Raw genomic sequence first — 23,651 nt, 5'->3', positions numbered from 1 at the left:
TCACCAATCGATCGGACGCGTCGTGCCGATCAGGCAGCGCCCTTCGGCGAGCTGGTCCGTCACGGTCGTCACCGGATCCCCCGTCGACGGACCCACCTGTCCGACCAAGCACTCCGCCTCACCCCAGCGGACAGAGAACTGCAGGCTCTCGACAGGATTGCCCACCGTCGTCTCATCCGCGGTCACCTGCATGGCTGTCCTGTCGAAGCCTGCGGCGACCAACGCGTCGACGTAGGCACGCCCCAGCGCGCGCTGCTCGGACGCCCACACCTGCGCCGTCACCGCAGCGAACAGAGGCAGGTTGTCGGCCGCTGTGCCGTCGGGCGTGAGAACGGGTGCGTCGGGCTCGCTCGCCTCCCCCGTCGACTCGGGCGCCGGAGCAGCTGAGGCCGACGTCGGCGGCGTCACGGGCTCCGTGGGCTGCGGGAAGCAGGCCGCGAGCGGGAGCGCGAGAAGTGCTGCAGCAGAGAACGCGAAGGCGCGCGCTGCGAGAGCGGCAGGTCGGCGAGGCACAGCTCGAGTCTAGGGGCATGCATCGCCGACCCCCCGAGTGACGTCAAGCGGCGCTGTGGGTCGGTTCGAGCCCCCAGGCAGGGTCGACCTCCTCCGCATCCCCCTCCCGAACAGGCACGTCGTCGAGATCCGATTCCGATGCCGGGTCGCCTTCCTCGGGCATGGACTCCACTGCGTCGCCGCTGGATGCACGGGTGGCCGCCGGCCGGTTGCGGACGAAGGCGCTGGTCCCCCAGCGCAGATCGTGCCCGATGGCTTCCGCGTCGATGTCCAGGCTGGTGCCGCGTGCGGTGCCGTTGTCCCAGTCGCGGGCGCGAAGCCGCCCCGTCACGATTACCGGATGCCCCTTCTGCAGCGAGGCCCGCGCCTGCACGGCGAGCTGCCGATAGGCCGACACGTTGTACCAGTTGGTCCCTGTGTCGATCCATGTCTGAGTCTTCGCGTCGTATCGGCTCTGGCTGCTGCCGACCCGGAAGTTCACCACGGGCACACCGCTCGCCGTGGTGTTGCCGCCCGGATCGTTCCCGATGAATCCCATGATGGTGATGGTGTCGTTCAACGCATTCTCCTCGCGTTCCCGGGACTCGCCCGGCTGTCGAACAGCGTGCCCCGAACGCAACGGCCTGCGCACAACGGTTCGCCCCGGTTCGACGGGATCGGTGGAGAACTCGTCCACCCCACTCGCGTGTGCAGGACGAGTGCTCCCGCGGCGGCTCCACCGGAAGGGCGCAATGTCGGTGGTCGGTCATATGTTCGATAACGAGAGGAGATACCGATGCACACTCACACGATCACCGCCGTTCCCGACATCCCGTACGCAACCCCGAAACTGTCCTCCAGCCGCGAGAACCTCATCCGAGCGGGCGATCATCTGTGGCGCGTGCAGGATGGCGCCGGACGCATCCTCGGCCACCTCCGCATCGCCGCAGAGCCGCTCGGGTTGCGATACCGGGCCGAACGCCTTCACCTCGCATCCGGGGCGTTTCGCCTGATCGGCGAATTCTGGACGGTTGATGAAGCCGTGCAGACGCTGCGCTATCTGAGGTGATCAGCTGCGCACGGCGGCCGGGCTCGAAGAAGCGATTCGAGATCGGACGTGCGGTCGGCGCGCCCAGGCACTCGTGGAAACGCATCCGGGCGACCACCACCGATGATCAACCGCGACGGGTTGCGCATGGGCGCGACGCGAGGGTCGGTGCGATGTCGGTACTCTTGTAGACGACCCTCAGTAGCTCAGCGGAAGAGCATCGATCTTCTAAGTCGCCGGTCGCAGGTTCGAATCCTGCCTGAGGGGCCAATGTCCGTGCGCTCATTAGGATGCCTATATGGCAACTGCGTCTGAGAACGATCGACTCGTCTGGATCGACTGCGAGATGACGGGACTCGATCTTCAGATCGACGAGCTCGTCGAGATCGCCGTCGTCATCACCGATTTCGAGCTGAGACCGCTCGATTCCGGCTTTCAGATCGTGATCAGGCCGAGCGATGCCGCCTTGGCGAACATGAACGACTTCGTCACGAACATGCACCGCTCTTCCGGTCTGATCGACGAGATTCCCACGGGTGTCAGCCTCGAAGACGCTCAGGCGCAGACGCTGGCCTACATCAAGCGCTTCGTCCCCCTCGAGCGCAAGGCTCCCCTCGCCGGCAACACCATCGGCACGGATCGCATGTTCCTCGCCAAGTACATGCCGCAGATCGATCAGTGGCTGCATTACCGCAACGTCGACGTGTCGAGCATCAAAGAGCTGTCACGGCGCTGGTATCCGCGTGTCTTCTTCCAGGCTCCGGCGAAAGACGGAGGACATCGCGCGCTCGCCGACATCCTCGAGTCGATCCGGGAACTGCGCTATTACCGCCAGGCGGTCTTCGTCGCAGAGCCAGGGCCCACGAGCGATGAAGCCCGCGACATCGCGACCGCCACGGTCTCGACGTTCGCCGCAGACATCTGACGCCGATGTCATTCGCACCCTCAGACGTGTATTAGAATCGTCTGGTTGCCTGCTCACAGCGGGCACATGGTGGCTATAGCTCAGTTGGTAGAGCACCGCGTTGTGGTCGCGGGGGTCGCGGGTTCAAGCCCCGTTAGCCACCCCAACAGCGAGGTGTTCGCGGTCGGTCCATCCGGCCGTGAACACCTCGCTCTCGTTTCCCGTCCTCGGTAGGATCATCACACGCGTCCGCCGATGAAGAGGAGTGCATTGTGAAAGCCGTCCGGTTCACCGCTTGGAAGACGTTCCCGACCATCGAAGACGTGCCTCGCCCGACGCCGGGGCCGGGTGAGGTCCTCCTCAAGATCGCGGGAGCCGGCGCCTGCCACTCCGATGTCGCCGTCTTCGAGCAATTCGACGCGAGCATGGGCGAGCAGTTGGCGCCGAGCTACACACTCGGCCATGAGAATTCCGGTTGGATCGAGGAGCTCGGCGAGGGCGTCACAGGGCTGGCGATCGGCGATGCCTTCCTGTCTTATGGCCCGATAGGCTGCGGCCACTGTCCCGCGTGCTCGCGAGGGCAGGACACGTACTGCTACAACGCCGCGACTCAGCCGTATCTGGCCACCGGACTCGGACGAGACGGCGGCATGGCAGAGTACATGACCGTTCCCGCGCGCAATCTCGTGCCGCTCGGAGATGCCGACCCTGTCATCGCCGCGCCGCTGTCCGACGCCGGCCTGACGCCCTACCACGCCATCAAGCTCGCGCTCCCGAAGCTCCAGGGCGGTGGAAAGTCCGCACTGGTGATCGGCCTGGGCGGGCTCGGCCAGATCGCCGTGCAGATCCTCACGGCGATCACCGGCGCGACCGTCTACGCGACCGACACGAAGCCCGAGGCCATGGCCGAGGCCGAAAAGGCCGGCGCCGTGACCGTCGAGGGCGGCGATGGCCAGGCGGATCGCATCCGCGAAGCCACCGGCGGGCAGGGTGTCGACGCCGTCTTCGACTTCGTCGGCATCACTCCCACGATCAGACTCGCCCAGCAGGTCATCGCACGTCGTGGGCGCATCACCGTCGTCGGCGTCGCCGGCGGTCCCGTCGACTGGAACTTCTACTCGAACCCCTACGAGGCGGAACTCACCAACACCTACTGGGGCACGATCGAGGAGCTGTTCGAAGTGGTCGACCTCTACCGCGCGGGCAAGGTCACCCCGCAGGTGAAGACCTACTCGATGGATGAGGCACTCCAGGCCTACCACGATCTGCACGACGGGAAGCTCAGCGGACGCGCGGTCGTCACCCCGCACGTCTGAGCGGTCGGCCCGCTGCCCGGTTCGATCTGAGTCGGGCCGGCGCCGTAGAATCACCTGGTGTCGCTGACCGTCTGGCTCTCCCTCCTCGCAGCGTCGGTCGTCATCAGCTTCACGCCGGGCGCCGGCGCCATCAACACGATGTCCAACGCGCTCACCGAGGGCTGGCGCCGTGCCGTCTGGGGCGTGATCGGGCAGCAGCTGGCTCTGATCGTGCACGTCATCATCGTCGCCGCGGGCGTCGGCCTGCTCGTCGCTCGATCTCCGTTGCTCTTCGACATCGTGCGGTACGCGGGCGCCGCGTACCTGGTGTTCCTCGGCATCCGGATGATGCTGACGAAGCCGATCTCCACGAACGACGATTTCGACACCGTGCGTCTGCCGGAGAGCCGTCTGTCGATGGTGCGCCGAGGATTCTGGGTGAACCTGTTGAATCCGAAGGCGGTCATCTTCTTCCTGGCGTTCATTCCCCAGTTCATCCGTCTCGACCAGCCGGCCCTCCCCCAGTATCTGATCCTGATCACCACGGTCGTGATCGTCGACGTCGCCGTGATGTGGTTCTTCTTCGCCGCCGCCGCGAAGCCGTTCCGGCGGCTCACGCGCACGCCCCGGGGGCAGCGCACCCTCAACATCGTCTTCGGTGCCCTGTTCCTCGCCGTCGCCGCGCTGCTGCTGTTCGTGCACTGAGTGCATCCGAGACGCTCATCGGCGCCCTAGGGTGGAAGGCGATGGAAATGGATGCCGTGGCCTTCGAGAAGCTCGTCGTCGACGAGCTGGATCTGCTGCCCGATGACATGGTGGACGGACTCGACAATGTCGTCTTCGTCGTCGAGGACCGCCCGGAGGACGGCAGCCTCGATCTGCTCGGGCTCTACGACGGCCTCGCCCTCACCGAACGCGGCCAGTACGGCCTGGGAGAGCTGCCGGATCGCATCATCGTGTACCGAGAGCCGCACCTGGATCAGTGCGACACCGAGGATGAGCTGCGCGACGAGATCCACACGACCCTCGTCCACGAGATCGCGCACTTCTACGGGATCGACGACTCGCAACTGCACGAGCTGGGGTGGGCATGAGCACCCCGATCTCCACGCCCGCGGTCGACGAGCACCTCGATCTGTCGGCAGCGCCGCTGGAACCATGGCAGGTCGTGGTGTGGAACGACCCGGTCAACCTCATGAGCTATGTCGTCCGCGTGTTCCGCACGTACTTCGGCTATTCACTCGATCGCGCCACCCAGCTGATGCTCGCGGTGCACCATGAGGGGCACGCGATCGTCGCCACCGGGCCACGCGAGACCATGGAGGTGCATGCTCAGGCCATGCACGACCACGGGCTGTGGGCCACCGTCCGGAAGGCTCCCCAATGAGTCCCACCTCCGTCCGACTCGAACTCGCCGCGATCGAGGGTGTTCATCTCGCGCATCTGCTGGACGAGTTCCAGGACATGCTCACCGCGGATGCGTCCGAGGGCATCGGAGATCCGGCGATAGCACGACTCACGCCGGATCCGTACCCGGAGGATGCCGAGGCGTCTCGAGCATTCTCGACGGCGGCGCGCGATGATCTGCTCGATCGGCGGATCGCCGAGGCCGCCGTCGTCCGAGCCGCCCTGTCCGGATTCGACGAGACGCACGATGTGCTCGACGAGCAGGAGTCGCTCGCCGCCCGGCCGATCCTGATCCCGACGGCCGAGGTCGACGCCTGGCTGCGTACGCTCACTGCTCTCCGGCTGGTTCTCGCGACTCGACTGGGCATCATCGACGAGGACAGCATGGACGAAGAAGACCCCCGCCGCGGCGTGTACGACTGGCTCGGCTACCGGCTCGAAGGACTGATCCAGTCGGCCGACGCACTCGGCTGACGCACTGGGCCCCGATCACGGGATCTGCACCTGCACGGTCGCGAGCCCGCGTGGATCGTCGCGGTCGAGGTGGACCTGCTCCTGCGCGGCCCACCGCTCCCAATGCGGACGGAACGCATCGCCGTCGCGCCGAAGCGCTCGGTGCTTGCGCGCGGCATCCGGAGATTCCACCCACACCAGCACATCCGCGATCCTGGCCGTCTGGGGGGTGATCGTGCCGCATCCCTCCAGGATCACACCGAGCGCCGGATCCACGGCGTGGCTCTCAGCGTCCGCGCCCTGCTCCCAGTCCCAGCGATGCCAGGTTCCGATGCGGCCACGCCCATGGGGACGGAGGATGCCGTCCAGAGCGCGCTGGACTCCGGCATCCAGCCCGTCCCAGCCCGGATAGAGCGAGTCCATCGCGATGAGCTGCGCACGCCCGGCCACCGGCCATCGCTCGGCCACGAGCCGCGCGAGCGTCGTCTTGCCCGCTCCGCTGCGACCGTCGATCAGCACGACCGGGTTCGCGGCGGACACGCCGGAGACCGCGTCGACGATCCGCGTCGCCGCGGCGTCCAGGGCTGCTGTGACCGGGTCGGCGCTACTTCCTGAGTGCACGGATGACACGCGCGAGCGCACGTGCGGTGACCCAGACGAAGGGAATCGCCACGGCGATCAGCGGGACGAGGTTCGGCTCGAAGCGCAATCCCTCTTCGCGCCGCACATACACGCCGAGCGGGATCGACACACCGCATCCTGCCCCGCCCTCGCCGCCGTCGGCGGTCCCGCCGCCGAAGGTCGACACCGTCAGAGCGACGGGCGTGATGCTCACGCCATCGACGTCCTGCGGCTCACCGTAAGCGCTCTTCACGCCGAGGTCGGCGACCTGCTTCCCAAGTTCCACTGCGATGTTCGGCATGCGTCAACGCTAGTCCACTCGGCCGCGCTCCGCGCCGTCAATCCACTCCGTGCGCCTTGGGATGCCTCGGTGCTCCTCGTCCGTCGCCGCGCCCCAGATGCCGTGCACGAGTGATGGTTCCGTTGCCGAAACGCGCGTGAGCACTGTCGAGCGCACCCTCGACGCGGCGCCAGTCCTCGTCGTCGTCCCACAGCGCGAAGGCGCCGCCTCCGGCGTGCTGGAGCTTTTCCGCCCGCACGCCGACCAACCGCACCGGGCTGCGGCGATCGATCTGCTCGAAAAGCTCCTGGGCGGCCGTGCCGATGCGCTGACCGACCGCCGTCGGTTCGGGCAGCGTCTGCGAACGGCTGAGTGTGGTGAAGTCATCGAACCGGATCTTGATCGCCACCGTGCGCGTCTCCCACTCGGCGCGCCTCAGCCGCGCCGCAACACGATCCGACAGCCGCAGCAGCTCGGAGCGCAGCATCTCGCGGTCGGTGACGTCGACCTCGAACGTCTCCTCATGACCCACGCTCTTCTCGACCCGTTCGGTTTCGACTCCGCGCGGGTCCTCCCCGCGCGCGAGCTCGGACAGGCGATGGCCCAGCGCCGGCCCCACCGCGCGATCGAGAGCATCCTGAGACGACTCGCGGATATCGCGGATGAGCCGGATGCCCCGGGCCTCCAGCGCTTCCGCCGCCTTGGGACCGACGCCCCACATCGAGCGCACGGGACGCGGACCGAGGAAGTCCAGCGTGTCCGCCGCCGCGACGATGAGAAAACCGTCGGGCTTCGACAACGTGGATGCCATCTTCGCGACATGCTTGGTCGCCGCCACCCCGACACTGCAGGTGATGCCGACCTCGGCGAACACGCGCTCGCGGACCAGCTGCGCGATGCGTCCGGGACTCCCCCAGAGCCGACGCACGCCACGGACATCCAGGAACGCCTCATCGACCGACAGCGGCTCGACCAGCGGCGTGAAGGACTCGAAGATCGCCATGACGTGGCGTGATATCTCCTGATACCGCGCGAAGTCCGGCAGCACGATACGCGCACCGGGACACAGACGCAGCGCCTGGGACACCGGCATGGCCGCGCGGACACCGTATCGGCGGGCCTCGTAGGAGGCACTGGAGACCACGGAGCGGCCGTCCGGGGCGCCGATGATCAGCGGCAGGCCTCGGAGGGACGGATCATCGAGGACGGCGACGGCCGCGTAGAACGCGTCCATGTCGACGTGCAGGATGCGCGTGCCCGCATCGTCGGCACCCTCGGGTGAGACGATGCGGCCCGAACCATCACCGCGCCCCATGAACCCATTCTCGCCGAGACCACCGACATCGAGCGCCTGCGGACGTCATCGAGAGGACGTCACTGTGCGGCGCGCTCCAGGATGAGCTCGCGCACGCGCGCCGCATCCGCCTGACCCTTCATGGCCTTCATGACGGCACCGATGACAGCACCGGCAGCCTGCACCTTGCCGTCCTTGATCTTCGCCATGACGTCCGGCTGCGAGGCCAGGGCGTCATCGATCGCGGCGATCAGCGCGCCATCGTCCGAGACGACGGCCAGGCCACGGGAGTCGACGACCTCCTGCGGCGTGCCCTCCCCCGCGATGACGCCTTCGAGCACCTGACGCGCGAGCTTGTCGGTGAGGGTGCCTGCGTCCACGAGTTTCTGCAGTGCGGCGACGTTCTCCGGGCTGATCAGCTCCGCAGCATCCTTGTCCGCAGCGTTCGCGAGACGCGAGATCTCGCCTGTCCACCACTTCCGCGCGGCGGCAGGTGCGGCACCGGCCGCGATCGTGGCCTCGACGACCTCCAGCAGTCCACCGTTGTGGACGTCCTGGAACTCCAGGTCGGTGAAACCCCATTCGGTCATCAGACGGCGGCGACGGGCGACGGGCTGCTCCGGCAGCGCCGCGCGCAGTTCCTCGATCAGCTCCGCGGTCGGCTGCACGGGCAGCAGATCGGGCTCCGGGAAGTACCGGTAGTCATCGGCATCGGACTTGGGGCGACCAGGCGAGGTCGTCCCGGTGTCTTCGTGCCAGTGGCGCGTCTCCTGCGTGATCGTTCCACCGTCGGCGAGGATCGCCGCCTGGCGCTGGATCTCGTAGCGGACGGCCCGCTCGACCGAGCGCATCGAATTGACGTTCTTCGTCTCCGTGCGCGTACCGAGCTTCTCCTGACCTCGCGGACGCAGGGAGACGTTGGCATCGCAGCGCAGGTTTCCGCGCTCCAGACGCGCCTCGGAGATGCCGAGCCCTCGGACGATGTCGCGGATCGCCGCGACGTACGCCTTCGCGATCTCCGGTGCGCGGTGCTCAGCGCCGAAGATCGGCTTCGTGACGATCTCGACGAGCGGGACGCCCGCACGGTTGTAGTCGACGAGCGAGTACTCCGCTCCCTGGATCCGTCCGGTCGCTCCGCCCATGTGCGTCAGCTTTCCGGCATCCTCCTCCATATGCGCGCGCTCGATCGGAACCGTGACGATCGTGCCGTCCTCGAGCTCCACCTCGACCGAGCCCTCGAACGCGATCGGCTCGTCGTATTGCGAGATCTGGTAGTTCTTGCCGAGGTCCGGGTAGAAGTAGTTCTTCCGCGCGAAGCGGCTGGACTCGGCGATCGAGCATCCGAGGGCCAGGCCCAGGCTGATCGAGGAGCGGATCGCCGTGGCGTTCACGACCGGAAGCGAACCGGGAAGACCCAGATCCACCGGCGCGATGAGTGTGTTCGGCTCGGCGGCGTGGTACTTCTCGTTCGCCGGGTTCGGCGCGTCCGAGAACATCTTGGTCTCGGTGTTGAGCTCGACGTGCACCTCGAAGCCGAGCACGGGCTCGAACAGCTCGAGCGCCTTGTCGAAGTCCATCAGCTTGGCAGCGGCCATCAGCGGTTCCCTCCAGCGAGCTCGGGGGCCCGGGTCAGCAGCGGTGCACCCCACGAATCGACGAGCAGCGTCTCCAACGCGGCGCCCACACGGTACAGACGGGCGTCCTCGTGCGCGGGTGCCAGGAACTGGATGCCGACGGGCAGGCCGTCTTCGGCCGCCAGTCCGGAGGGGATCGAGATCCCCGGGACGCCGGCGAGGTTCGCGGGGATCGTGGTGACGTCGTTCAGGTACATCTGCAGCGGGTCGTCGATGCGCTCACCGATCCTGAACGCGGTCGTCGGCGCCGAGGGCGTCGCGATGACGTCGACGTCGGCGAACGCGTTCGCGAAGTCCTGCTGGATGAGCGTGCGCACCTTCTGCGCGCTCCCGTAGTACGCGTCGTAATAGCCGGCGGACAGCGCGTAGGTGCCGAGGATGATGCGGCGCTTCACCTCGTCGCCGAAGCCGGCCTCGCGGGTCGCGGACATGACGTCCTCGACGGTCGCGCCCCCCTCGGGCGTCACGCGCAATCCGAAGCGGACAGAGTCGAATTTGGCCAGGTTGCTGGACGCCTCGGCCGGCAGGATCAGGTAATAGGCCGCGACGCCGTACTCGAAGTGCGGCGTGGAGATCTCGACGATCTCGGCCCCGTGCGACTCGAGCAGCGCGAGCGACTCGCGGAAGGAGGCCGCGACGCCTGGCTGGAAGCCGGAGTCGGGCAGTTCCTTGATCACGCCGACCTTGAGTCCCTTGAGCGCGTCACCGCGTGCGCCCTCACGAGCGGCCTCGGCGAACGACGGCCAGGCGTCGGTGAGCGACGTGGAGTCCTTCGGGTCGTGCCCGCCGATGACGTCGTGCAGCAGGCCGGCATCCAGAACCGTCCGCGTGACGGGGCCGACCTGGTCGAGGCTCGACGCCAGGGCGATCGCACCGTAGCGGCTCACGCCGCCGTAGGTGGGCTTGATACCGACCGTTCCGGTGACGTGGGCGGGCTGACGGATCGAACCGCCGGTGTCCGAGCCGAGCGCGAGCGGAGCCTCGAAGGCGGCGACGGCCGCCGCGGAGCCTCCGCCGGAGCCGCCGGGGATCCGATCGAGGTCCCACGGGTTGCGGGTCGGGCCGTACGCGGAGTGCTCGGTGGAGGAGCCCATCGCGAACTCGTCCATGTTGGTCTTGCCCAACGGGATGAGGCCTGCGGCGCGCGAGCGGGCGACGACCGTGGCGTCATAGGGCGAGAGGTAGCCCTCGAGGATCTTCGATCCGCTCGTGGTGGGCTGGTCGGTCGTGACGAGGACATCCTTGATCGCCAGCGGGACGCCGGCGAGCGGGTGCAGCTGCTCCCCCGCCGCACGTGCTGCGTCGATCGCGTCCGCGGCCGCCAGAGCGCCGTCGTTCACATGCAGGAACGCGTGCACGTCGCCGTCGACGGCCGCGATGCGGTCGAGGTGCGCCTGCGTGGCCTCGCGACTGGAGACCTCGCCGGCGGTCAGCTTGTCCGCGAGCTCAGCGGCGGTCCAGCGGATGATGTCGCTCACTGCTCTTCTCCCAGGATCGCGGTGACGCGGAAGCGTCCGTCGGCGGCATCCGGTGCGTTCTGCAGCACCTGCTCGTGCGTCAGCGTCTGTCCGACCACGTCGGGGCGGAAGACGTTCGCGAGCGGAATCGGGTGGCTCGTCGCCGCGACGTCGGGGGTCGCGACCTCTGAGACCTTCGCGATGTTGTCGACGATGGCATCGAGCTGGCCCGTGAGCCGCGTCACCTCGTCGTCGTTCAGCTGGATGCGCGCGAGCACGCCGAGATGGCGTACGAGTTCGGGGGTGATTTCAGACACCCGTCCAGTCTAGTTCGCGGCGGCCGATCCCCTGTGACGCTCCCGCGCCGCAATAGGCTGTTGCGCATGACGACGTTCGATCCTCCTCGTCCCTGGGTCGCCAGCTATGCCGCCGGCGTCCCCGAGGACCTCGTACCGGTGCAGGGCTCCCTCATCGACATCGTCGCGGCCTCGGCGCGCGACTACCCGGATGCCCCTGCCCTGCAGTTCTTCGGCCGCGAGACGACGTATGCCGAGCTCCAGCAGGCGATCGATCGCGCCGCCGCCGGCCTGCGCGAGCTGGGGGTGAAGGCCGGAGACCCGGTGGCGATCGTTCTGCCGAACTGTCCGCAGCACATCGTCGCCTTCTACGCCGTCCTGCGCCTGGGCGCCGTCGTCGTCGAACACAATCCGCTCTACACACCGCGTGAGCTGCGCAAGCAGTTCGAGGACCACGGCGCCGCACACGCCATCGTCTGGAACAAGGTCGTCGGAACCGTTCAGGAGTTCCCGGCCGATCTGGCCGTGTCGACGCTGATCTCGGTCGATGTCACCAAGGGGATGCCGCGACTCACGCAGCTCGCTCTGAGGCTGCCGATCGCGAAGGCGCGCGAGTCGCGCGAGGCGCTGACCGAGAAGGTCCGCGGGACCGTGCCGTGGGAGCGCGTGGTCTCGACCGTTCCGCTGCCCGCATCCCACCCCAAGCCGCAGACGGACGACCTGGCGATCATCCAGTACACCTCCGGCACGACGGGCACGCCGAAGGGCGCGGCGCTCACGCACCGCAACCTTCTCGCCAACGCTGCGCAGTCGCAGGCCTGGACACCGTCCATCCAGCGCGGCAAGGGCTGCGTGGTGTACGCCGTGCTGCCCATGTTCCACGCGTACGGGCTGACGCTCTGCCTGACCTTCGCGATGTCGATGGGGGCCCGTCTCGTGCTGTTCCCGAAGTTCGACCCCGACCTCGTGCTGGACGTGATCAAGAAGCACCCGGCGACGTTCCTGCCGCTCGTGCCGCCGATCGCCGACCGTCTCCTCAGCGCGGCGAAGGCGAAGGGGGTGTCGCTGCGCGGCATCGAGGTCGCGATCTCCGGGGCGATGGCGCTGCCGCACGAACTGGTGGTGCCGTTCGAGGAGGCGACCGGAGGCTACCTGGTCGAGGGATACGGCCTCAGCGAATGCTCGCCGGTCCTGATGGCGAACCCGGTGGCCGACAACCGTGTCCCCGGCACGGTCGGGCTCCCGCTCCCTGGGACGGAATGCCGTGTGGTCGACCCGGACGAGCCGACGAAGGACGTCGAACCGGGTTCGGCCGGCGAACTCGTCGTCCGCGGCCCGCAGGTGTTCTCGGGTTACTACGGGAAGCCGGAAGCCACCGAGGAGGTCTTCGTCGACGGCTGGTACCGCACCGGCGACATCGTCACGATCGACGACGCCGGATTCGTCCGCATCGTCGATCGCATCAAGGAGCTGATCATCACCGGCGGCTTCAATGTGGCGCCCACGGAGGTCGAGAACGCTCTGCGCCAGCATCCGCTGGTGTCGGATGCCGCGGTCGTCGGCCTGCCCAGCGATCACTCCGGCGAGGAAGTCGTCGCCGCCATCGTCGTGGACGGCGACAGCGACGTGGATGTCGAGGCGATCCGCGAGTTCGCCCGCGGCATCCTGACGCCGTACAAGGTGCCGCGGCGCGTGTTCGTCGTCGACGAGCTGCCCAAGTCCCTCATCGGCAAGGTGCTGCGTCGCCAGGTGAAAGAGAAGCTTCTCGCCCTGACCAGCGGGTCCTGACCGACGATCTCACAGACACGAGGGCCCGCGGGGCGCTACCTTTAGGTAGTGACCCCTGAAGACGCAGTGCTGACCGACGCCCCCGAGGAATCCCCCGCAACCCCAGGATTCGAGGAGCTCGGCATCACCGGGCCCGTTCTCAAAGCCATCCGTGACCTCGGATACGAGACCCCTTCGCCCATCCAGGCCGAGACCATCCCGACCCTCCTGAACGGCCGCGATGTCGTCGGCATGGCGCAGACCGGCACGGGAAAGACCGCGGCCTTCGCGCTGCCCGTGCTCGAGCGCCTCGACATCTCGCAGAAGACGCCTCAGGCACTCGTGCTCGCTCCGACGCGCGAACTCGCGCTGCAGGTGTGCGAGGCCTTCGAGTCGTACGCCTCGAGGATGAAGGGCGTCCACGTCCTCCCGGTATACGGCGGACAGGGCTACGGCGTCCAGCTGTCGGCGCTGCGCCGCGGTGTCCACGTCGTCGTCGGCACACCAGGGCGCATCATGGACCATCTCGCCAAGGGCACGCTGGACCTCTCCGAACTGAAGTACCTCGTGCTCGATGAGGCCGACGAGATGCTCAAGATGGGCTTTGCCGAGGACGTCGAGCAGATCCTCGCCCAGACTCCGGAGGAGAAGCAGGTCGCGCTGTTCTCCGCCACGATGCCTCCCCAGATCCGCCGGCTCGCGCAGCAGTACCTGCGCGATCCCGAAGAGATCAGCATCAAGTCGAAGACCGCGACAGGAACGAACATCACGCAGCGCTACCTCGTGGTCTCGTACCAGCAGAAGGTCGACGCGCTCACGCGCATCCTCGAGGTCGAGAACTTCGACGGCATGATCGTCTTCGTCCGCACGAAGAACGAGACCGAGACGCTCGCCGAGAAGCTGCGCGCCCGCGGATACTCGGCCGCCGCCATCAACGGCGACGTCCCGCAGGTCCAGCGCGAGCGCAGCGTGAACCAGCTGAAGGACGGCAAGCTCGACATCCTGGTCGCCACCGACGTCGCCGCCCGTGGTCTGGATGTCGAGCGCATCAGCCACGTGATCAACTTCGACATCCCCACCGACACCGAGTCGTACGTGCACCGCATCGGCCGCACCGGCCGCGCCGGCCGCACCGGAGACGCGATCAGCTTCATCACCCCGCGCGAGCGCTACCTGCTCAAGCACATCGAGAAGGCGACGCGTCAGCAGCCGGCCCAGATGCAGTTGCCGAGCACCGAGGACATCAACACGACGCGCCTGACGCGCTTCGACGACGCCATCACGACTGCGCTGTCCGAGACCAGCCGCATCGAGGCGTTCCGCGACATCGTCGCGCACTACGTCCGCAACCACGACGTCCCCGAGGGCGATGTGGCCGCCGCGCTGGCCGTCGTCGCACAGGGCGAGACGCCCCTGCTGCTCGATCCCCAGAACGACCCGCTGGCGCGTGCCGTCGCGGCGGACAACCGACCGCCGCGCGAGTCCGGGTCCCGTCCGGAGCGCGGTGAGCGTCCCCCGCGCACCGAGCGCCGTGGGCGCGGCGACTACGCCGCGTACCGCATCGAGGTCGGCCGCCGCCACCGCGTGGAGCCCCGCCAGATCGTCGGTGCACTCGCGAACGAAGGCGGCCTCGGTCGCGACGACTTCGGTGCGATCAAGATCAACCCGGACTTCTCGATCGTCGAGCTGCCCGCGAACCTGGATCCCTCGGTGCTGGACAAGCTGAAGGACACCCGCATCTCGGGACGTCTGATCGAGATCGCGCCCGACCGTGGACCCGGAGCGCGCCGCCCCCGCGACAGCGGTGACCGTCGCGACGACCGCCCGCGATACGACCGCGACAACCGGCCGCCGCGCGGCGACCGCGACGAGAAGCCGTTCCGCAAGCCCCGTCACAAGGGCTGACCCTCCGCGAAACTCGTTCACGGGGTGAGCCCGAGCCTGACTGGCTCGGGCTCACCCCGTGATGTACGTTTCGCGGTCCCTGCGGCGTTTCGGATACGGTGACGGCATGCTGAAGGTGCGATGGGCGCGGGTCGAGGATGCCACAGGTGTGGCCGAGGTGCATGTGGACGCGTGGCGCTCGGCGTATCCGGGGCTCATCGACCAGACGGTCCTCGACGGACTGGACGTCGACCGGCGGACGACCATGTGGGCGAGCTTCATCACGCGGTCATTGCAAGGACTCCCGCCCGAGGGCTACGACGAGCCGGCGCATCGACTGCTCGTCGCCGAGGACGATGAACGGATCCTGGGCTGGGTCACGTTCGGTCCGGGGAGGGATGAGGGTGAATCCCACCGCGGTGAGATCGCCGGCCTGTACGCGCATCCGTCCGTGTGGTCGCACGGCGTCGGACATGCCCTGATATCTCGGGTCGACGGCGAGCTGCGCGAAGCCGGATACCCGGATGCCTATCTGTGGGTACTCGCCGGGAACGCACGCGCGATCCGGTTCTACGAGACGCACGGCTGGATCGCCGACGGCGGTGAGAAGTACGGAGATGCCGGTGGCGCAACGGCGCTTCACGAGCTGCGCCACGTCCGAGAACTGCCATGACGTCCGTGAAGGTCATCGTCAGCGGCCGCGTGCAGGGCGTCGGCTACCGCTGGTTCGTGCACGGTCTCGCCGCGGAGAACGGCATCACGGGGTGGGTGCGCAACCGTCGAGACGGTACGGTCGAGGCCGAACTGCACGGCGATCAGGTGCGGATCGACCGTGTCGTTCACGCGATGCGGACGGGCCCCTGTCACGCACGGATCGAAGCCATCGAGGTCCTCGAGCTCCCCGAGGCCGCCGTCGAGGGCTTCGAGATCCGCGCCACGGCGTGATCGACCCGCTCAGGACGCGCCTCATCCCCTCGCACCGAAGCCGCGCGCAGAGATGAGGGCGGCGACAACTCGTACGTCAACGTTGGCTTCCGTGTCGACCTCGATCACCGGGAATCCCGTCATCGGGCCGGCGACGAGCGCGGCGGCATTCCATTCGTCGAGGCGCCCGTGGTCGTCGTGCACTCGGTGGCGCGGACGCGTCAGATAACGCTCGCGCATGACATCGCGTGGAGCCTGGCACCACAGCTCGACACCGACCGGTGAGCCGGCGGACTCCCAACCGCGGCGGAACCAGCGTTCGTCGCGCCCGGCGAGCCAGACGGACTCGACGAGGACGGTGCCGTCCAGCATCCCGACGACCCGCCAGAGCGCATCAGCGGCCAGGGCTCCGACCTCACGAGTCGGGAGAACCGCGTCGACGGCATCGCCCAGCGCTTCCTTGATGGCGTCCTTGGACACGAAGGGAACCCCGAGCTCGCGCGCCAGCGGTCCGGCGAGGGTCGTCTTGCCTGCGCCGGCCATGCCGTTGAGGACGATGAGCCGATCAGCCACCGACGTCCGCCCCTGATCGTGCCAGCTTGGCGGCGATGTCGATCAGGGGCTCCGGGTGCTCGAGCAGTGCCCTCTGCGCCGGTGTGCGGATGAGGTGGGTCAGCAGGCGGTGCGCGCCGTCCACCGTCGGCGCCCAGTAGCCGCCCACGTGATGCCTGCTCAAGGGTGTCGTCGTCGACTCGCCGTCCACGATCAGCTCGACGGACCCGTCATCCGGATCGAGGTCGAGCATGTCGGCGGTGACCACCGTGACCGCGCCGATCACGACCGTGCTCACCAGACCTGGCAGCCGGAATCTCGTCGTCGGAACGTCGAGGGTCACCCGCTCGATCGCGTCCCATGCGAGCACTCCGCGACCCTCGGAGCCGTCGCGGATGATCACCGCGTCCGGCGTGAGCCGGAGATGGTGCCGCCCGGGGTCGCCGATCGCCAGGGCGCCGGGAACGGCGATCAGCGGGCCGTAACGCCTCATGCGAGCGCGTCCGGGCCTTCCGTGACGAGGATGTGGAATTGCGCGGCGTCCAGAATCCGGATGCCGAGATCCTCCGCCTTCGCGAGCTTGGACCCTGCTCCCGGTCCTGCGGCGACGAAGTCGGTCTTCTTCGAGACGCTGGATGCGGCCTTGCCACCGGCCTTGATGATCGCCTCCTGCGCGCCGTCGCGCGTGTAGCCGTCCAGGCTGCCCGTCGCGACGATCGTCAGGCCGTCGAGGACGCCGCCCTCGGCGACGGCAGCGCCGGGGCCCGGATGCCCTGGCGTCGCCCACTGCACCCCCGCCTGTGCCCACCGTTCGACGATCTCGCGATGCCAGTCGATCTCGAACCAGTCCAGCAGCGAGTCCGCGATGATGCCGCCGACGCCCTCCACTGCCGCGAGTTCCTCGCGGGAGGCCGCGCGGATCGCGTCCAGCGACCCGAACCACTGCGCGAGCGCACGAGCAGCGACGGGTCCGACATGGCGGATGTTGAGCGACACGAGCAGTCTCCACAGCTCCTTCGTCTTCGCCTTCTCGAGCTCGGCGAGCAGCTTCACGGCCGCCGACGAGGGCTGGGGCCCGTCGACACCCGACTTCCGCTCCGCCGATGTCGGGTTCCGCCGGAACGGCGACCTGGTCTTCACCACGCCGTCATCGTCCTGCTTCGGCAGCCCCGTCTCGCTGTCGCGGACGATCACAGAGATGGGCACGAGATCATCGAGCGCGAGGGAGAACAGCCCGGCCTCGGTATCGAGCGGTGCATCAGCGGGCGGCTCGGCCTGGGTGAGTGCCGCCGCCGTCACCTCGCCGAGCACCTCGATATCGAGGGCACCGCGGGATCCGATGTGTTCGACGCGTCCCCGCACCTGCGCGGGGCACGAACGCGCATTCGGGCACCGCAGATCGATGTCGCCCTCCTTCATCGGGCGCAGCGGCGTGTCGCATTCCGGGCAGCGCTCCGGCATCACGAACTCGCGCTCGGTGCCAACGCGCTTGTCGACCACCGGCCCGAGCACCTCGGGGATCACATCCCCCGCCTTGCGGAGGACGACCGTGTCGCCGATCAGGACGCCCTTGGCCTTGACCACATCCTTGTTGTGCAGGGTGGCCTGCCGCACGACGGACCCCGCGACGTGCGCCGGCGCCATGACGGCGAACGGCGTCGCCCGGCCCGTGCGTCCGACCGACACCACGATGTCGAGCAGCTTCGTCTGCACCTCTTCCGGGGGGTACTTGTAGGCGATCGCCCATCGCGGTGCCCGACTGGTCATGCCCAGTTCATCGTGCAGGGCGAGTTCGTCGACCTTGACGACGATGCCGTCGAGCTCGTGCTCGATGTCGTGCCGGTGCTCGCCGAAGTGCTCGACGAAGGCGACGACATCATCGACACCCTCGCACACCCGGAAATGCGGGCTCGTGGGAAGCCCCCAGCCCGCGAGCAGGTCGTACACCTCGCTCTGCGCCGCGACCGGAGGGTTCTGCCAGGCGCCGATGCCGTGCACGTACATCGCGAGGGACTCGATGCGCAGGAGGCCGGCCTCGAGCTCCAGCCCGTCCTTCTTGTCGAGCTGCTGACGCAGCCCGCCGCTGGCTGCATTGCGGGGATTCGCGAACGCGGGGAATCGGCGCGCCGCGGCGGCACGGGCCTTGTCCTCCTCGAACGGCTTCTTGGCACCACCGCGGCCCTCCCACCGCGCATGAGCATCGGCATATGCGCGCTCTCGGAACGCCGCCTGCGCTGCATTCAGCCGCTCGAAAGCGGCGACGGGGATGAAGACCTCACCGCGGACCTCGACGATGTCGGGGTGGCCGTCGCCGCTCAGGCGCGCGGGGATCTCGGGCAGCCGGAGCGCGTTCTCGGTGACGATCTCGCCGACGCGTCCGTCGCCACGGGTCGCCGCCGATGTCAGCACGCCCTTCTCGTAGCGAAGGTTGATCGCCAGCCCGTCGATCTTGAGCTCGGTGAGCCACGCGACGGAGCGTCCGGCAGCCGCCTGCGTCTTGGCAGCCCAGTCACGCAGCTCCTCGACGGAGAAGACGTTGTCCAGGCTCAGCATCCGCTCGGCGTGCTCGATCGTCGCAAGCCCGGTGGCGTCGGCAGCACCGACCATCTGCGTGGGCGAGTCCTGCCCCTGAAGCTCGGGGTGCAGCCGCTCCAGCTCCTCCAGCCGACGCATCCACGTGTCGTACGTCGCGTCGTCGACGAGCGAGGTGTCGCGCCCGTAGTACGCGTCCTTCGCCTCGAGGATGCGGGTCGTCAGCTCTTCGGCTTCGAGGCGGGCGTCTTCCAGCGAGATGTTCTCCGGCACAGGACGAGTCTACGAGCGGGCGCCGACATCCACCCGGCAATCGGGCAGCTACGCGCCGACCGGAACTGCGGAGACCGTCGTGTCGATCGTGAACTGTCCGAGCACGCGGGTTCCGACGTACAGCACGGCGGTCTGTCCTGGGGCCACTCCGTTCAACGGCCGCTCCGGCACGACGCGGACCCCGGCATCAGACACGAAGGCCACGGCGGGCTCCGGCTCGGCGTGCGCTCTGATCTGCACGTGGCAGGAGAACTCGGACTCCGTCGGTGCCGCGCCGGCCCAGCTGAACCGCTCCCCCGAGATCTCGGCGATCGCGAGTGCCTCCTTGGGACCGACGACCACCGTGTTCGACACCGGCCGCACCTCGAGCACGAAGCGCGGCTTGCCGTCGGGCGCGGGGACTCCGAGGTGCAGGCCGCGCCGCTGGCCGACCGTGTAGCCGTGCGCGCCCTCGTGCGAGCCGACCACGGCGCCGGAACGATCCACGATCTCGCCGGTCGCAGTGCCGACCTTCTCCGCGAGCCACCCGCGGGTGTCGCCATCGGGGATGAAGCAGATGTCGTGGCTGTCCGGCTTCTGCGCGACACTGAGACCGCGCTCGGCGGCCTCCGCCCGAACGAGCGCCTTGGACGGCGTGGAGCCGAGCGGGAAATAGGTGTGCGCGAGCTGCTCCGCGGTCAGCACGCCCAGGACGTACGACTGGTCCTTCGCGTTGTCGGAGGCCCGGTGCAGCTCCAGTCCCTCATCGGTCGAGACCAGCGTCGCGTAGTGCCCGGTGCAGACCGCGTCGAATCCGAGCTCCAGCGCACGCTCCAGAAGCGCGGCGAACTTGATCTTCTCGTTGCAGCGCATGCACGGATTCGGCGTTCGACCGGCCTGGTACTCGTTGATGAAGTCATCGATCACGTCGTCGCGGAACCGCTCGGAGAAGTCCCACACGTAGAACGGGATGCCCAGGCGATCCGCCGCACGGCGGGCATCCATGGCGTCCTCGATCGTGCAGCAACCGCGGCTGCCGGTGCGCAGGGTTTCTCCGGCGCGTGAGAGCGCCAGGTGCACGCCGACGACCTCGTGGCCCGCCTCGACGGCTCGTGCTGCCGCGACGGCGGAGTCCACGCCACCGCTCATGGCCGCCAGAATTCGCATGCGTCCAGTCTACGAGCCGCTGGCTGAACCGGAGCCGGATGCCCGCGCGTACACGTCGGCGATGACGGCGAGGACGGCATCCACGTCGTCTTCGGTGGAGGTGCGACCGAGTGTGAAGCGCAGCACGCTGCGTGCGTCCTGCTCTGTTCGGCCCATCGCCATCACGACGTGCGACGGCTCCGCGACGCCGGCCTGGCACGCGGAACCGGTCGAAGCAGCGATGCCTGCGACGTCCAGCAGGAATAGCAGGCTCTCCCCCACGGCACCGGGGAACAGCATGTGAGCATTGCCCGGCAGCCTGTCGACGGGGTCGCCGAGGAGCTCGGCATCCGGGACGCGGTCCAGGATGCCGGTGACCAGCCGATCCCGCAGGCGCGAGAGTCGACTCGTCTCGCTCTCGCGCTCGGACTCGGCGACCTCGAGCGCCACGGCGAACGCAGCTGCTCCTGCGACGTCCTGCGTCCCTGCCCGCAACCCGCGCTGCTGCGCCCCACCGTGCATCAGGGCGCTCACACGGGCGGTGCGCGCGACGACGAGCGCGCCGACGCCGACAGGAGCTCCGATCTTGTGCCCGGCAAGGCTCATGGCGACCAGCCCGGCACCGGCCGGCGCGTCGCCTCGAAGCCTGCGGAATGACAGTGGCACGTGACCGAGCGCCCCGACGGCATCCAGGTGCAGCGGTGTCGCCGTGTCCCCCGCCGCCTGTGCGAGAGCGGCCGCGTCGTTGACCGTGCCCGACTCGTTGTTGGCGACCAGCGCCGTCGCGAGGGCAGCGCCGCGAAGCGCTGCGGCGAACGCCGCGGCATCGATGCGCGCCCGACCGTTCACGCCCACGGCACGCACCTCGGCGCCCTCCCGTGTCAGGGCCGCCACCGTGTCGACGGTGGCGTGATGCTCGGCATCCGGAAGCACGATCGCGCTCGTCCCCTGCGGGCGAGAGGCCCACATCCCCCGCAGCGCCGTGTTGATCGACTCCGTTCCACCAGAGGTGAGAACGACCTCGATCGGATCGCACTGCAGCACCGCGGCGATGCGCTCGCGCGATTCCTCCAGCAGACGACGGGCATCCTGCCCCGCGCCATGCGTCGACGACGCGTTGCCGATCACGGACGTCGCCGCCAGCCACGCATCCCGGGATTCCGCGCGCAGCGGCGTGGTCGCCGCGTGATCAAGATAGTGCCGCATGCTTCGATTCTCCCCCGGATCCGCTGCGACGGCGGTGGAACCGAGTGCAGTCTGAGATGAGACTGCAACACAAGCGGCTTAGGGTGTTACTCATGTCCGCGACCCGTGCGTTCGCCGCCCCCGGCGGAACCAACCTCGATGATCTCGGTGTCCGTCTGCATGACGGCACCGCGACGCTGCGCGTCTGGTCTCAGAACGCGTCCTCCGTCGAGCTCGTCATCTTCGATGAAACCGACCTGGACTGGGTCACCGACACCGTCCAGCTCGAGCGTCGCCCCGGCAGCGTGTGGGAGGTCACGACGGACCTGCTGCAGCCGGGCACACGCTACGCGCTGCGCGCGGGAGGCCCGCACGGACCCGGCAACACGTTCAACCCCGAGACGCTGCTGCTCGATCCGTATGCCAGAGGTCTCGCCCAGGGCGATGGCTATGAGGAATGGCGATCGGTCGTCATCGCGGACGGATTCGACTGGGGAGGCGTGACGAAGCCGCGCATCCCGCTGGACCGCACGGTCATCTACGAGGGCCACCTCAAGGGGATGACCAAGCGCCACCCCGGCGTCACACCCGCCCTGCACGGCACCTATGCCGGACTCGCGCACCCGGCCATGATCGAGTACCTCCATTCGATCGGCGTCACGACGATCGAATTGCTGCCCATCCACGCATTCGTCCCCGAGCCGCGCCTCCTCGAGCGCGGTCTGACGAACTACTGGGGATACAACACCCTGAACTTCTTCACCCCGCACGCCGCGTACGCGAGCGACGACGCGCGCAAAGAGGGGCCTGAGGCGGTCCTGTCCGAGTTCAAGGGCATGGTCCGGCTACTGCACGAGGCCGGTCTCGAGGTCGTGCTCGACGTCGTCTACAACCACACCTCGGAAGAGGGCATCGGCGGCCCTCGCTCGAGTCTGCGCGGCATCGACAACGCCGGGTACTACCGCCAGCAGGCCGACGGCGCGTACATCGACACCACCGGTTGCGGGAACACTCTCAACACCTCGACGGATGCCGCGGCGCGCCTGGTCCTGGACTCGCTGCGCTACTGGGCGACCGAAATGCAGATCGACGGCTTCCGGTTCGACCTCGCCACCGCTCTCGGACGCAATGCCCGTCACGAGTACGACCGCGAGCATCCGTTGCTGCGGGCGATCCAGGACGACCCGATCCTCGCCGACGTCAAGCTCATCGCCGAGCCGTGGGACGTCGGCCTCGGTGGCTGGCAGACCGGAAACTTCCCCGACGGGTTCCTGGAATGGAACGACCGCTACCGCGACCGCGTCCGCAACTTCTGGCTCAGCGACATCGACTACGCCAGGCGCGCATCGGCCCCGGTCGGCATCGGCGGTTTCGCCACGCGCCTGGCCGGATCATCCAACACCTTCGCCGACGAGCGCGGTCCGCTCGCGAGCGTGAACTTCGTCACGGCGCACGACGGATTCACGCTGCACGACCTCGTGTCGTACGACGTCAAGCACAACGAGGCCAACGGCGAGAACAATCACGACGGCGCCGATCTGAACCGCTCGTTCAACCACGGCGCCGAAGGGCCGACCGACGATCAGGCGATCCTCGCCGCCCGCAGGAAGGCGATGCGCAACCTCCTCGGGACGGTGCTGCTCTCCGCCGGCATTCCGATGCTCACCGCAGGGGACGAGACGGGGCGCACCCAGCGCGGCAACAACAACGCGTACGCGCACGACTCCGCGCTGACCTGGCTGAGCTGGGAGTTCGAGCCGTGGCAGGAGGATCTGCGCGCCCACGTGGCGACGCTGACCCGGCTGCGGCGCGAGAATCCCGCGCTGCGTCCCTCCCGGTATGCGCGCCTGGGCGAGCACATCCCCAACGCGAGCGTCATGGACTGGTACGACCAGGACGGCGGGACGATGGAGCAGCAGCAGTGGACGGATCCGGGTAACCGGACGCTCCAGTACGTCGCGGCCTCGACCCCTGAGAGCGAGGACTTCAACCGCATCCTCCTGATCGTGCACGGCACCGAGACTCCCATCGACGTCACACTTCCCGAGGCCGTCGAGGGGGCGACGCGGTTCGTCTCGCTGTGGTCGAGCGCCGACGAGCATCCGGATGCCGAGGAACGCATCTTCGCCCCCGGCGATGTCCTGCCGGTGCCTGGGACGTCCATGCACCTGTTCCGCGTCGAGTGACGCGAGAACCGCGTCGCGCGCGGGTGTCACCGGAGGCGCGGG

Annotated in this window: 25 protein-coding genes and 2 tRNA genes; 14 read left to right on the top strand and 13 right to left on the bottom strand. The window is 68.3% G+C overall.

Annotated elements, in window-relative coordinates; all coding sequences use genetic code 11:
• Both ACFCYE_RS07675 and ACFCYE_RS07670 read right to left on the bottom strand, forming a co-directional pair.
• Entirely contained in the window at positions 1–513 is a 513-nt protein-coding gene (locus tag ACFCYE_RS07675; RefSeq protein ID WP_376177688.1) for a DUF6993 domain-containing protein, read from the bottom strand.
• A 43-nt stretch (positions 514–556) separates the two neighbouring features.
• Entirely contained in the window at positions 557–1,072 is a 516-nt protein-coding gene (locus ACFCYE_RS07670) for a single-stranded DNA-binding protein (protein ID WP_376177686.1), read from the bottom strand.
• A 216-nt stretch (positions 1,073–1,288) separates the two neighbouring features.
• On the opposite strand from ACFCYE_RS07670, the gene ACFCYE_RS07665 reads away from it, so the two are divergent.
• The 9 genes from ACFCYE_RS07665 to ACFCYE_RS07625 all read left to right on the top strand — a co-directional run bounded on the left by ACFCYE_RS07665 (position 1,289) and on the right by ACFCYE_RS07625 (position 5,620).
• The gene (locus ACFCYE_RS07665; protein ID WP_376177685.1) at positions 1,289–1,561 is read left to right on the top strand and encodes a hypothetical protein; all 273 of its coding nucleotides are present in this window, start codon (positions 1,289–1,291) and stop codon (positions 1,559–1,561) included.
• 174 nt (positions 1,562–1,735) lie between these two features.
• Positions 1,736–1,810: transfer RNA gene (locus tag ACFCYE_RS07660), tRNA-Arg, on the top strand.
• A gap of 28 nt (positions 1,811–1,838) precedes the next feature.
• The gene (gene orn / locus ACFCYE_RS07655) at positions 1,839–2,465 is read left to right on the top strand and encodes an oligoribonuclease (RefSeq protein ID WP_376177683.1); all 627 of its coding nucleotides are present in this window, start codon (positions 1,839–1,841) and stop codon (positions 2,463–2,465) included.
• A 69-nt stretch (positions 2,466–2,534) separates the two neighbouring features.
• Positions 2,535–2,610, top strand: a tRNA-His gene (locus tag ACFCYE_RS07650).
• A gap of 106 nt (positions 2,611–2,716) precedes the next feature.
• Entirely contained in the window at positions 2,717–3,760 is a 1,044-nt protein-coding gene (locus ACFCYE_RS07645; protein WP_376177682.1) for an NAD(P)-dependent alcohol dehydrogenase, read from the top strand.
• A 57-nt stretch (positions 3,761–3,817) separates the two neighbouring features.
• Entirely contained in the window at positions 3,818–4,444 is a 627-nt protein-coding gene (locus ACFCYE_RS07640) for a LysE family transporter (RefSeq protein ID WP_376177681.1), read from the top strand.
• A 41-nt stretch (positions 4,445–4,485) separates the two neighbouring features.
• Complete coding sequence (locus tag ACFCYE_RS07635) at positions 4,486–4,833, top strand: metallopeptidase family protein (RefSeq protein ID WP_376177680.1); 348 nt, start codon at positions 4,486–4,488, stop codon at positions 4,831–4,833.
• A complete protein-coding gene (gene clpS / locus ACFCYE_RS07630) occupies positions 4,830–5,126 on the top strand; it encodes an ATP-dependent Clp protease adapter ClpS (RefSeq protein ID WP_376177679.1) in 297 nt (98 codons plus the stop codon). The genes ACFCYE_RS07635 and clpS overlap by 4 nt, the downstream gene beginning before the upstream one ends.
• On the top strand, positions 5,123–5,620 hold the full coding sequence (locus tag ACFCYE_RS07625) for a DUF2017 family protein (RefSeq protein WP_376177678.1): 498 nt from the start codon (positions 5,123–5,125) through the stop codon (positions 5,618–5,620). Before clpS ends, ACFCYE_RS07625 begins: the two co-directional genes overlap by 4 nt.
• A gap of 15 nt (positions 5,621–5,635) precedes the next feature.
• Here the strand turns inward: ACFCYE_RS07625 and ACFCYE_RS07620 are convergent, their stop codons facing one another.
• The 6 genes from ACFCYE_RS07620 to gatC are packed head-to-tail and all read right to left on the bottom strand — an operon-like array spanning position 5,636 to position 11,202.
• Positions 5,636–6,220 carry a hypothetical protein gene (locus ACFCYE_RS07620; protein WP_376177677.1) on the bottom strand — a complete coding sequence of 195 codons (585 nt, stop codon included), beginning with the start codon at positions 6,218–6,220 and terminating at the stop codon, positions 5,636–5,638.
• A complete protein-coding gene (locus tag ACFCYE_RS07615) occupies positions 6,204–6,521 on the bottom strand; it encodes a hypothetical protein (protein WP_376177675.1) in 318 nt (105 codons plus the stop codon). Before ACFCYE_RS07615 ends, ACFCYE_RS07620 begins: the two co-directional genes overlap by 17 nt.
• A gap of 37 nt (positions 6,522–6,558) precedes the next feature.
• Positions 6,559–7,815 (bottom strand): DNA polymerase IV, encoded by a 1,257-nt coding sequence (gene dinB, locus ACFCYE_RS07610; protein WP_376177674.1) that lies wholly within the window; start codon positions 7,813–7,815, stop codon positions 6,559–6,561.
• A gap of 59 nt (positions 7,816–7,874) precedes the next feature.
• Positions 7,875–9,389 (bottom strand): Asp-tRNA(Asn)/Glu-tRNA(Gln) amidotransferase subunit GatB, encoded by a 1,515-nt coding sequence (gatB, locus tag ACFCYE_RS07605; protein ID WP_376177672.1) that lies wholly within the window; start codon positions 9,387–9,389, stop codon positions 7,875–7,877.
• Positions 9,389–10,906, bottom strand: a complete 1,518-nt coding sequence (gene gatA / locus ACFCYE_RS07600; protein WP_376177671.1) for an Asp-tRNA(Asn)/Glu-tRNA(Gln) amidotransferase subunit GatA — start codon at positions 10,904–10,906, stop codon at positions 9,389–9,391. Before gatA ends, gatB begins: the two co-directional genes overlap by 1 nt.
• Complete coding sequence (gene gatC / locus ACFCYE_RS07595) at positions 10,903–11,202, bottom strand: Asp-tRNA(Asn)/Glu-tRNA(Gln) amidotransferase subunit GatC (RefSeq protein WP_376177670.1); 300 nt, start codon at positions 11,200–11,202, stop codon at positions 10,903–10,905. Before gatC ends, gatA begins: the two co-directional genes overlap by 4 nt.
• 66 nt (positions 11,203–11,268) lie before the next feature.
• Here gatC and ACFCYE_RS07590 point away from each other — a divergent pair, with 66 nt between their 5' ends.
• From ACFCYE_RS07590 to ACFCYE_RS07575, 4 genes are all read left to right on the top strand, one after another.
• Entirely contained in the window at positions 11,269–12,969 is a 1,701-nt protein-coding gene (locus ACFCYE_RS07590) for a long-chain-fatty-acid--CoA ligase (protein ID WP_376177668.1), read from the top strand.
• A gap of 66 nt (positions 12,970–13,035) precedes the next feature.
• Positions 13,036–14,853, top strand: coding sequence for a DEAD/DEAH box helicase (locus ACFCYE_RS07585; protein WP_376178147.1), 1,818 nt, complete (start codon positions 13,036–13,038; stop codon positions 14,851–14,853).
• A 106-nt stretch (positions 14,854–14,959) separates the two neighbouring features.
• Complete coding sequence (locus ACFCYE_RS07580) at positions 14,960–15,505, top strand: GNAT family N-acetyltransferase (RefSeq protein ID WP_376177667.1); 546 nt, start codon at positions 14,960–14,962, stop codon at positions 15,503–15,505.
• Entirely contained in the window at positions 15,502–15,777 is a 276-nt protein-coding gene (locus tag ACFCYE_RS07575) for an acylphosphatase (RefSeq protein ID WP_376177666.1), read from the top strand. The genes ACFCYE_RS07580 and ACFCYE_RS07575 overlap by 4 nt, the downstream gene beginning before the upstream one ends.
• Positions 15,778–15,798: 21 nt before the next feature.
• Here ACFCYE_RS07575 and ACFCYE_RS07570 read toward each other — a convergent pair whose 3' ends face one another.
• From ACFCYE_RS07570 to ACFCYE_RS07550, 5 genes are read right to left on the bottom strand one after another with little or no spacing between them, the layout of a single operon-like run.
• Positions 15,799–16,329, bottom strand: coding sequence for an AAA family ATPase (locus ACFCYE_RS07570; protein ID WP_376177665.1), 531 nt, complete (start codon positions 16,327–16,329; stop codon positions 15,799–15,801).
• Entirely contained in the window at positions 16,322–16,801 is a 480-nt protein-coding gene (locus tag ACFCYE_RS07565) for a hypothetical protein (protein WP_376177663.1), read from the bottom strand. Before ACFCYE_RS07565 ends, ACFCYE_RS07570 begins: the two co-directional genes overlap by 8 nt.
• Positions 16,798–19,113: an NAD-dependent DNA ligase LigA gene (gene ligA, locus ACFCYE_RS07560; RefSeq protein ID WP_376177662.1), complete on the bottom strand. Its 2,316-nt coding sequence runs from the start codon at positions 19,111–19,113 to the stop codon at positions 16,798–16,800. Before ligA ends, ACFCYE_RS07565 begins: the two co-directional genes overlap by 4 nt.
• 48 nt (positions 19,114–19,161) lie before the next feature.
• The gene (gene mnmA / locus ACFCYE_RS07555) at positions 19,162–20,259 is read right to left on the bottom strand and encodes a tRNA 2-thiouridine(34) synthase MnmA (protein ID WP_376177661.1); all 1,098 of its coding nucleotides are present in this window, start codon (positions 20,257–20,259) and stop codon (positions 19,162–19,164) included.
• Positions 20,260–20,268: 9 nt separating this feature from the next.
• Positions 20,269–21,444: a cysteine desulfurase family protein gene (locus ACFCYE_RS07550; protein WP_376177660.1), complete on the bottom strand. Its 1,176-nt coding sequence runs from the start codon at positions 21,442–21,444 to the stop codon at positions 20,269–20,271.
• 92 nt (positions 21,445–21,536) lie between these two features.
• Between ACFCYE_RS07550 and glgX the strand changes: the two genes are divergently transcribed.
• Complete coding sequence (gene glgX, locus ACFCYE_RS07545) at positions 21,537–23,609, top strand: glycogen debranching protein GlgX (protein WP_376177659.1); 2,073 nt, start codon at positions 21,537–21,539, stop codon at positions 23,607–23,609.
• The last annotated feature ends 42 nt before the right edge of the window (positions 23,610–23,651 follow it).

It is taken from the genome of Microbacterium sp. NPDC056234, assembly GCF_042267585.1.
In the GTDB taxonomy this organism is placed as follows: Bacteria; Actinomycetota; Actinomycetes; order Actinomycetales; family Microbacteriaceae; genus Microbacterium.
This window is presented reverse-complemented; position numbering and strand designations above follow the sequence as displayed.

Excerpts from the sequence above, each read along its gene's own strand:
- ACFCYE_RS07665 (WP_376177685.1), top strand. The coding sequence starts at position 1,289 with ATGCACACTCACACGATCACCGCCGTTCCCGACATCCCGTACGCAACC.
- orn (WP_376177683.1), top strand. The coding sequence starts at position 1,839 with ATGGCAACTGCGTCTGAGAACGATCGACTCGTCTGGATCGACTGCGAG.
- ACFCYE_RS07635 (WP_376177680.1), top strand. The coding sequence starts at position 4,486 with ATGGAAATGGATGCCGTGGCCTTCGAGAAGCTCGTCGTCGACGAGCTG.
- clpS (WP_376177679.1), top strand. The coding sequence starts at position 4,830 with ATGAGCACCCCGATCTCCACGCCCGCGGTCGACGAGCACCTCGATCTG.
- ACFCYE_RS07625 (WP_376177678.1), top strand. The coding sequence starts at position 5,123 with ATGAGTCCCACCTCCGTCCGACTCGAACTCGCCGCGATCGAGGGTGTT.
- ACFCYE_RS07615 (WP_376177675.1), bottom strand. The coding sequence starts at position 6,521 with ATGCCGAACATCGCAGTGGAACTTGGGAAGCAGGTCGCCGACCTCGGC.
- dinB (WP_376177674.1), bottom strand. The coding sequence starts at position 7,815 with ATGGGGCGCGGTGATGGTTCGGGCCGCATCGTCTCACCCGAGGGTGCC.
- gatB (WP_376177672.1), bottom strand. The coding sequence starts at position 9,389 with ATGGCCGCTGCCAAGCTGATGGACTTCGACAAGGCGCTCGAGCTGTTC.
- ACFCYE_RS07590 (WP_376177668.1), top strand. The coding sequence starts at position 11,269 with ATGACGACGTTCGATCCTCCTCGTCCCTGGGTCGCCAGCTATGCCGCC.
- ACFCYE_RS07580 (WP_376177667.1), top strand. The coding sequence starts at position 14,960 with ATGCTGAAGGTGCGATGGGCGCGGGTCGAGGATGCCACAGGTGTGGCC.
- ACFCYE_RS07575 (WP_376177666.1), top strand. The coding sequence starts at position 15,502 with ATGACGTCCGTGAAGGTCATCGTCAGCGGCCGCGTGCAGGGCGTCGGC.
- ACFCYE_RS07565 (WP_376177663.1), bottom strand. The coding sequence starts at position 16,801 with ATGAGGCGTTACGGCCCGCTGATCGCCGTTCCCGGCGCCCTGGCGATC.
- mnmA (WP_376177661.1), bottom strand. The coding sequence starts at position 20,259 with ATGCGAATTCTGGCGGCCATGAGCGGTGGCGTGGACTCCGCCGTCGCG.
- ACFCYE_RS07550 (WP_376177660.1), bottom strand. The coding sequence starts at position 21,444 with ATGCGGCACTATCTTGATCACGCGGCGACCACGCCGCTGCGCGCGGAA.
- glgX (WP_376177659.1), top strand. The coding sequence starts at position 21,537 with ATGTCCGCGACCCGTGCGTTCGCCGCCCCCGGCGGAACCAACCTCGAT.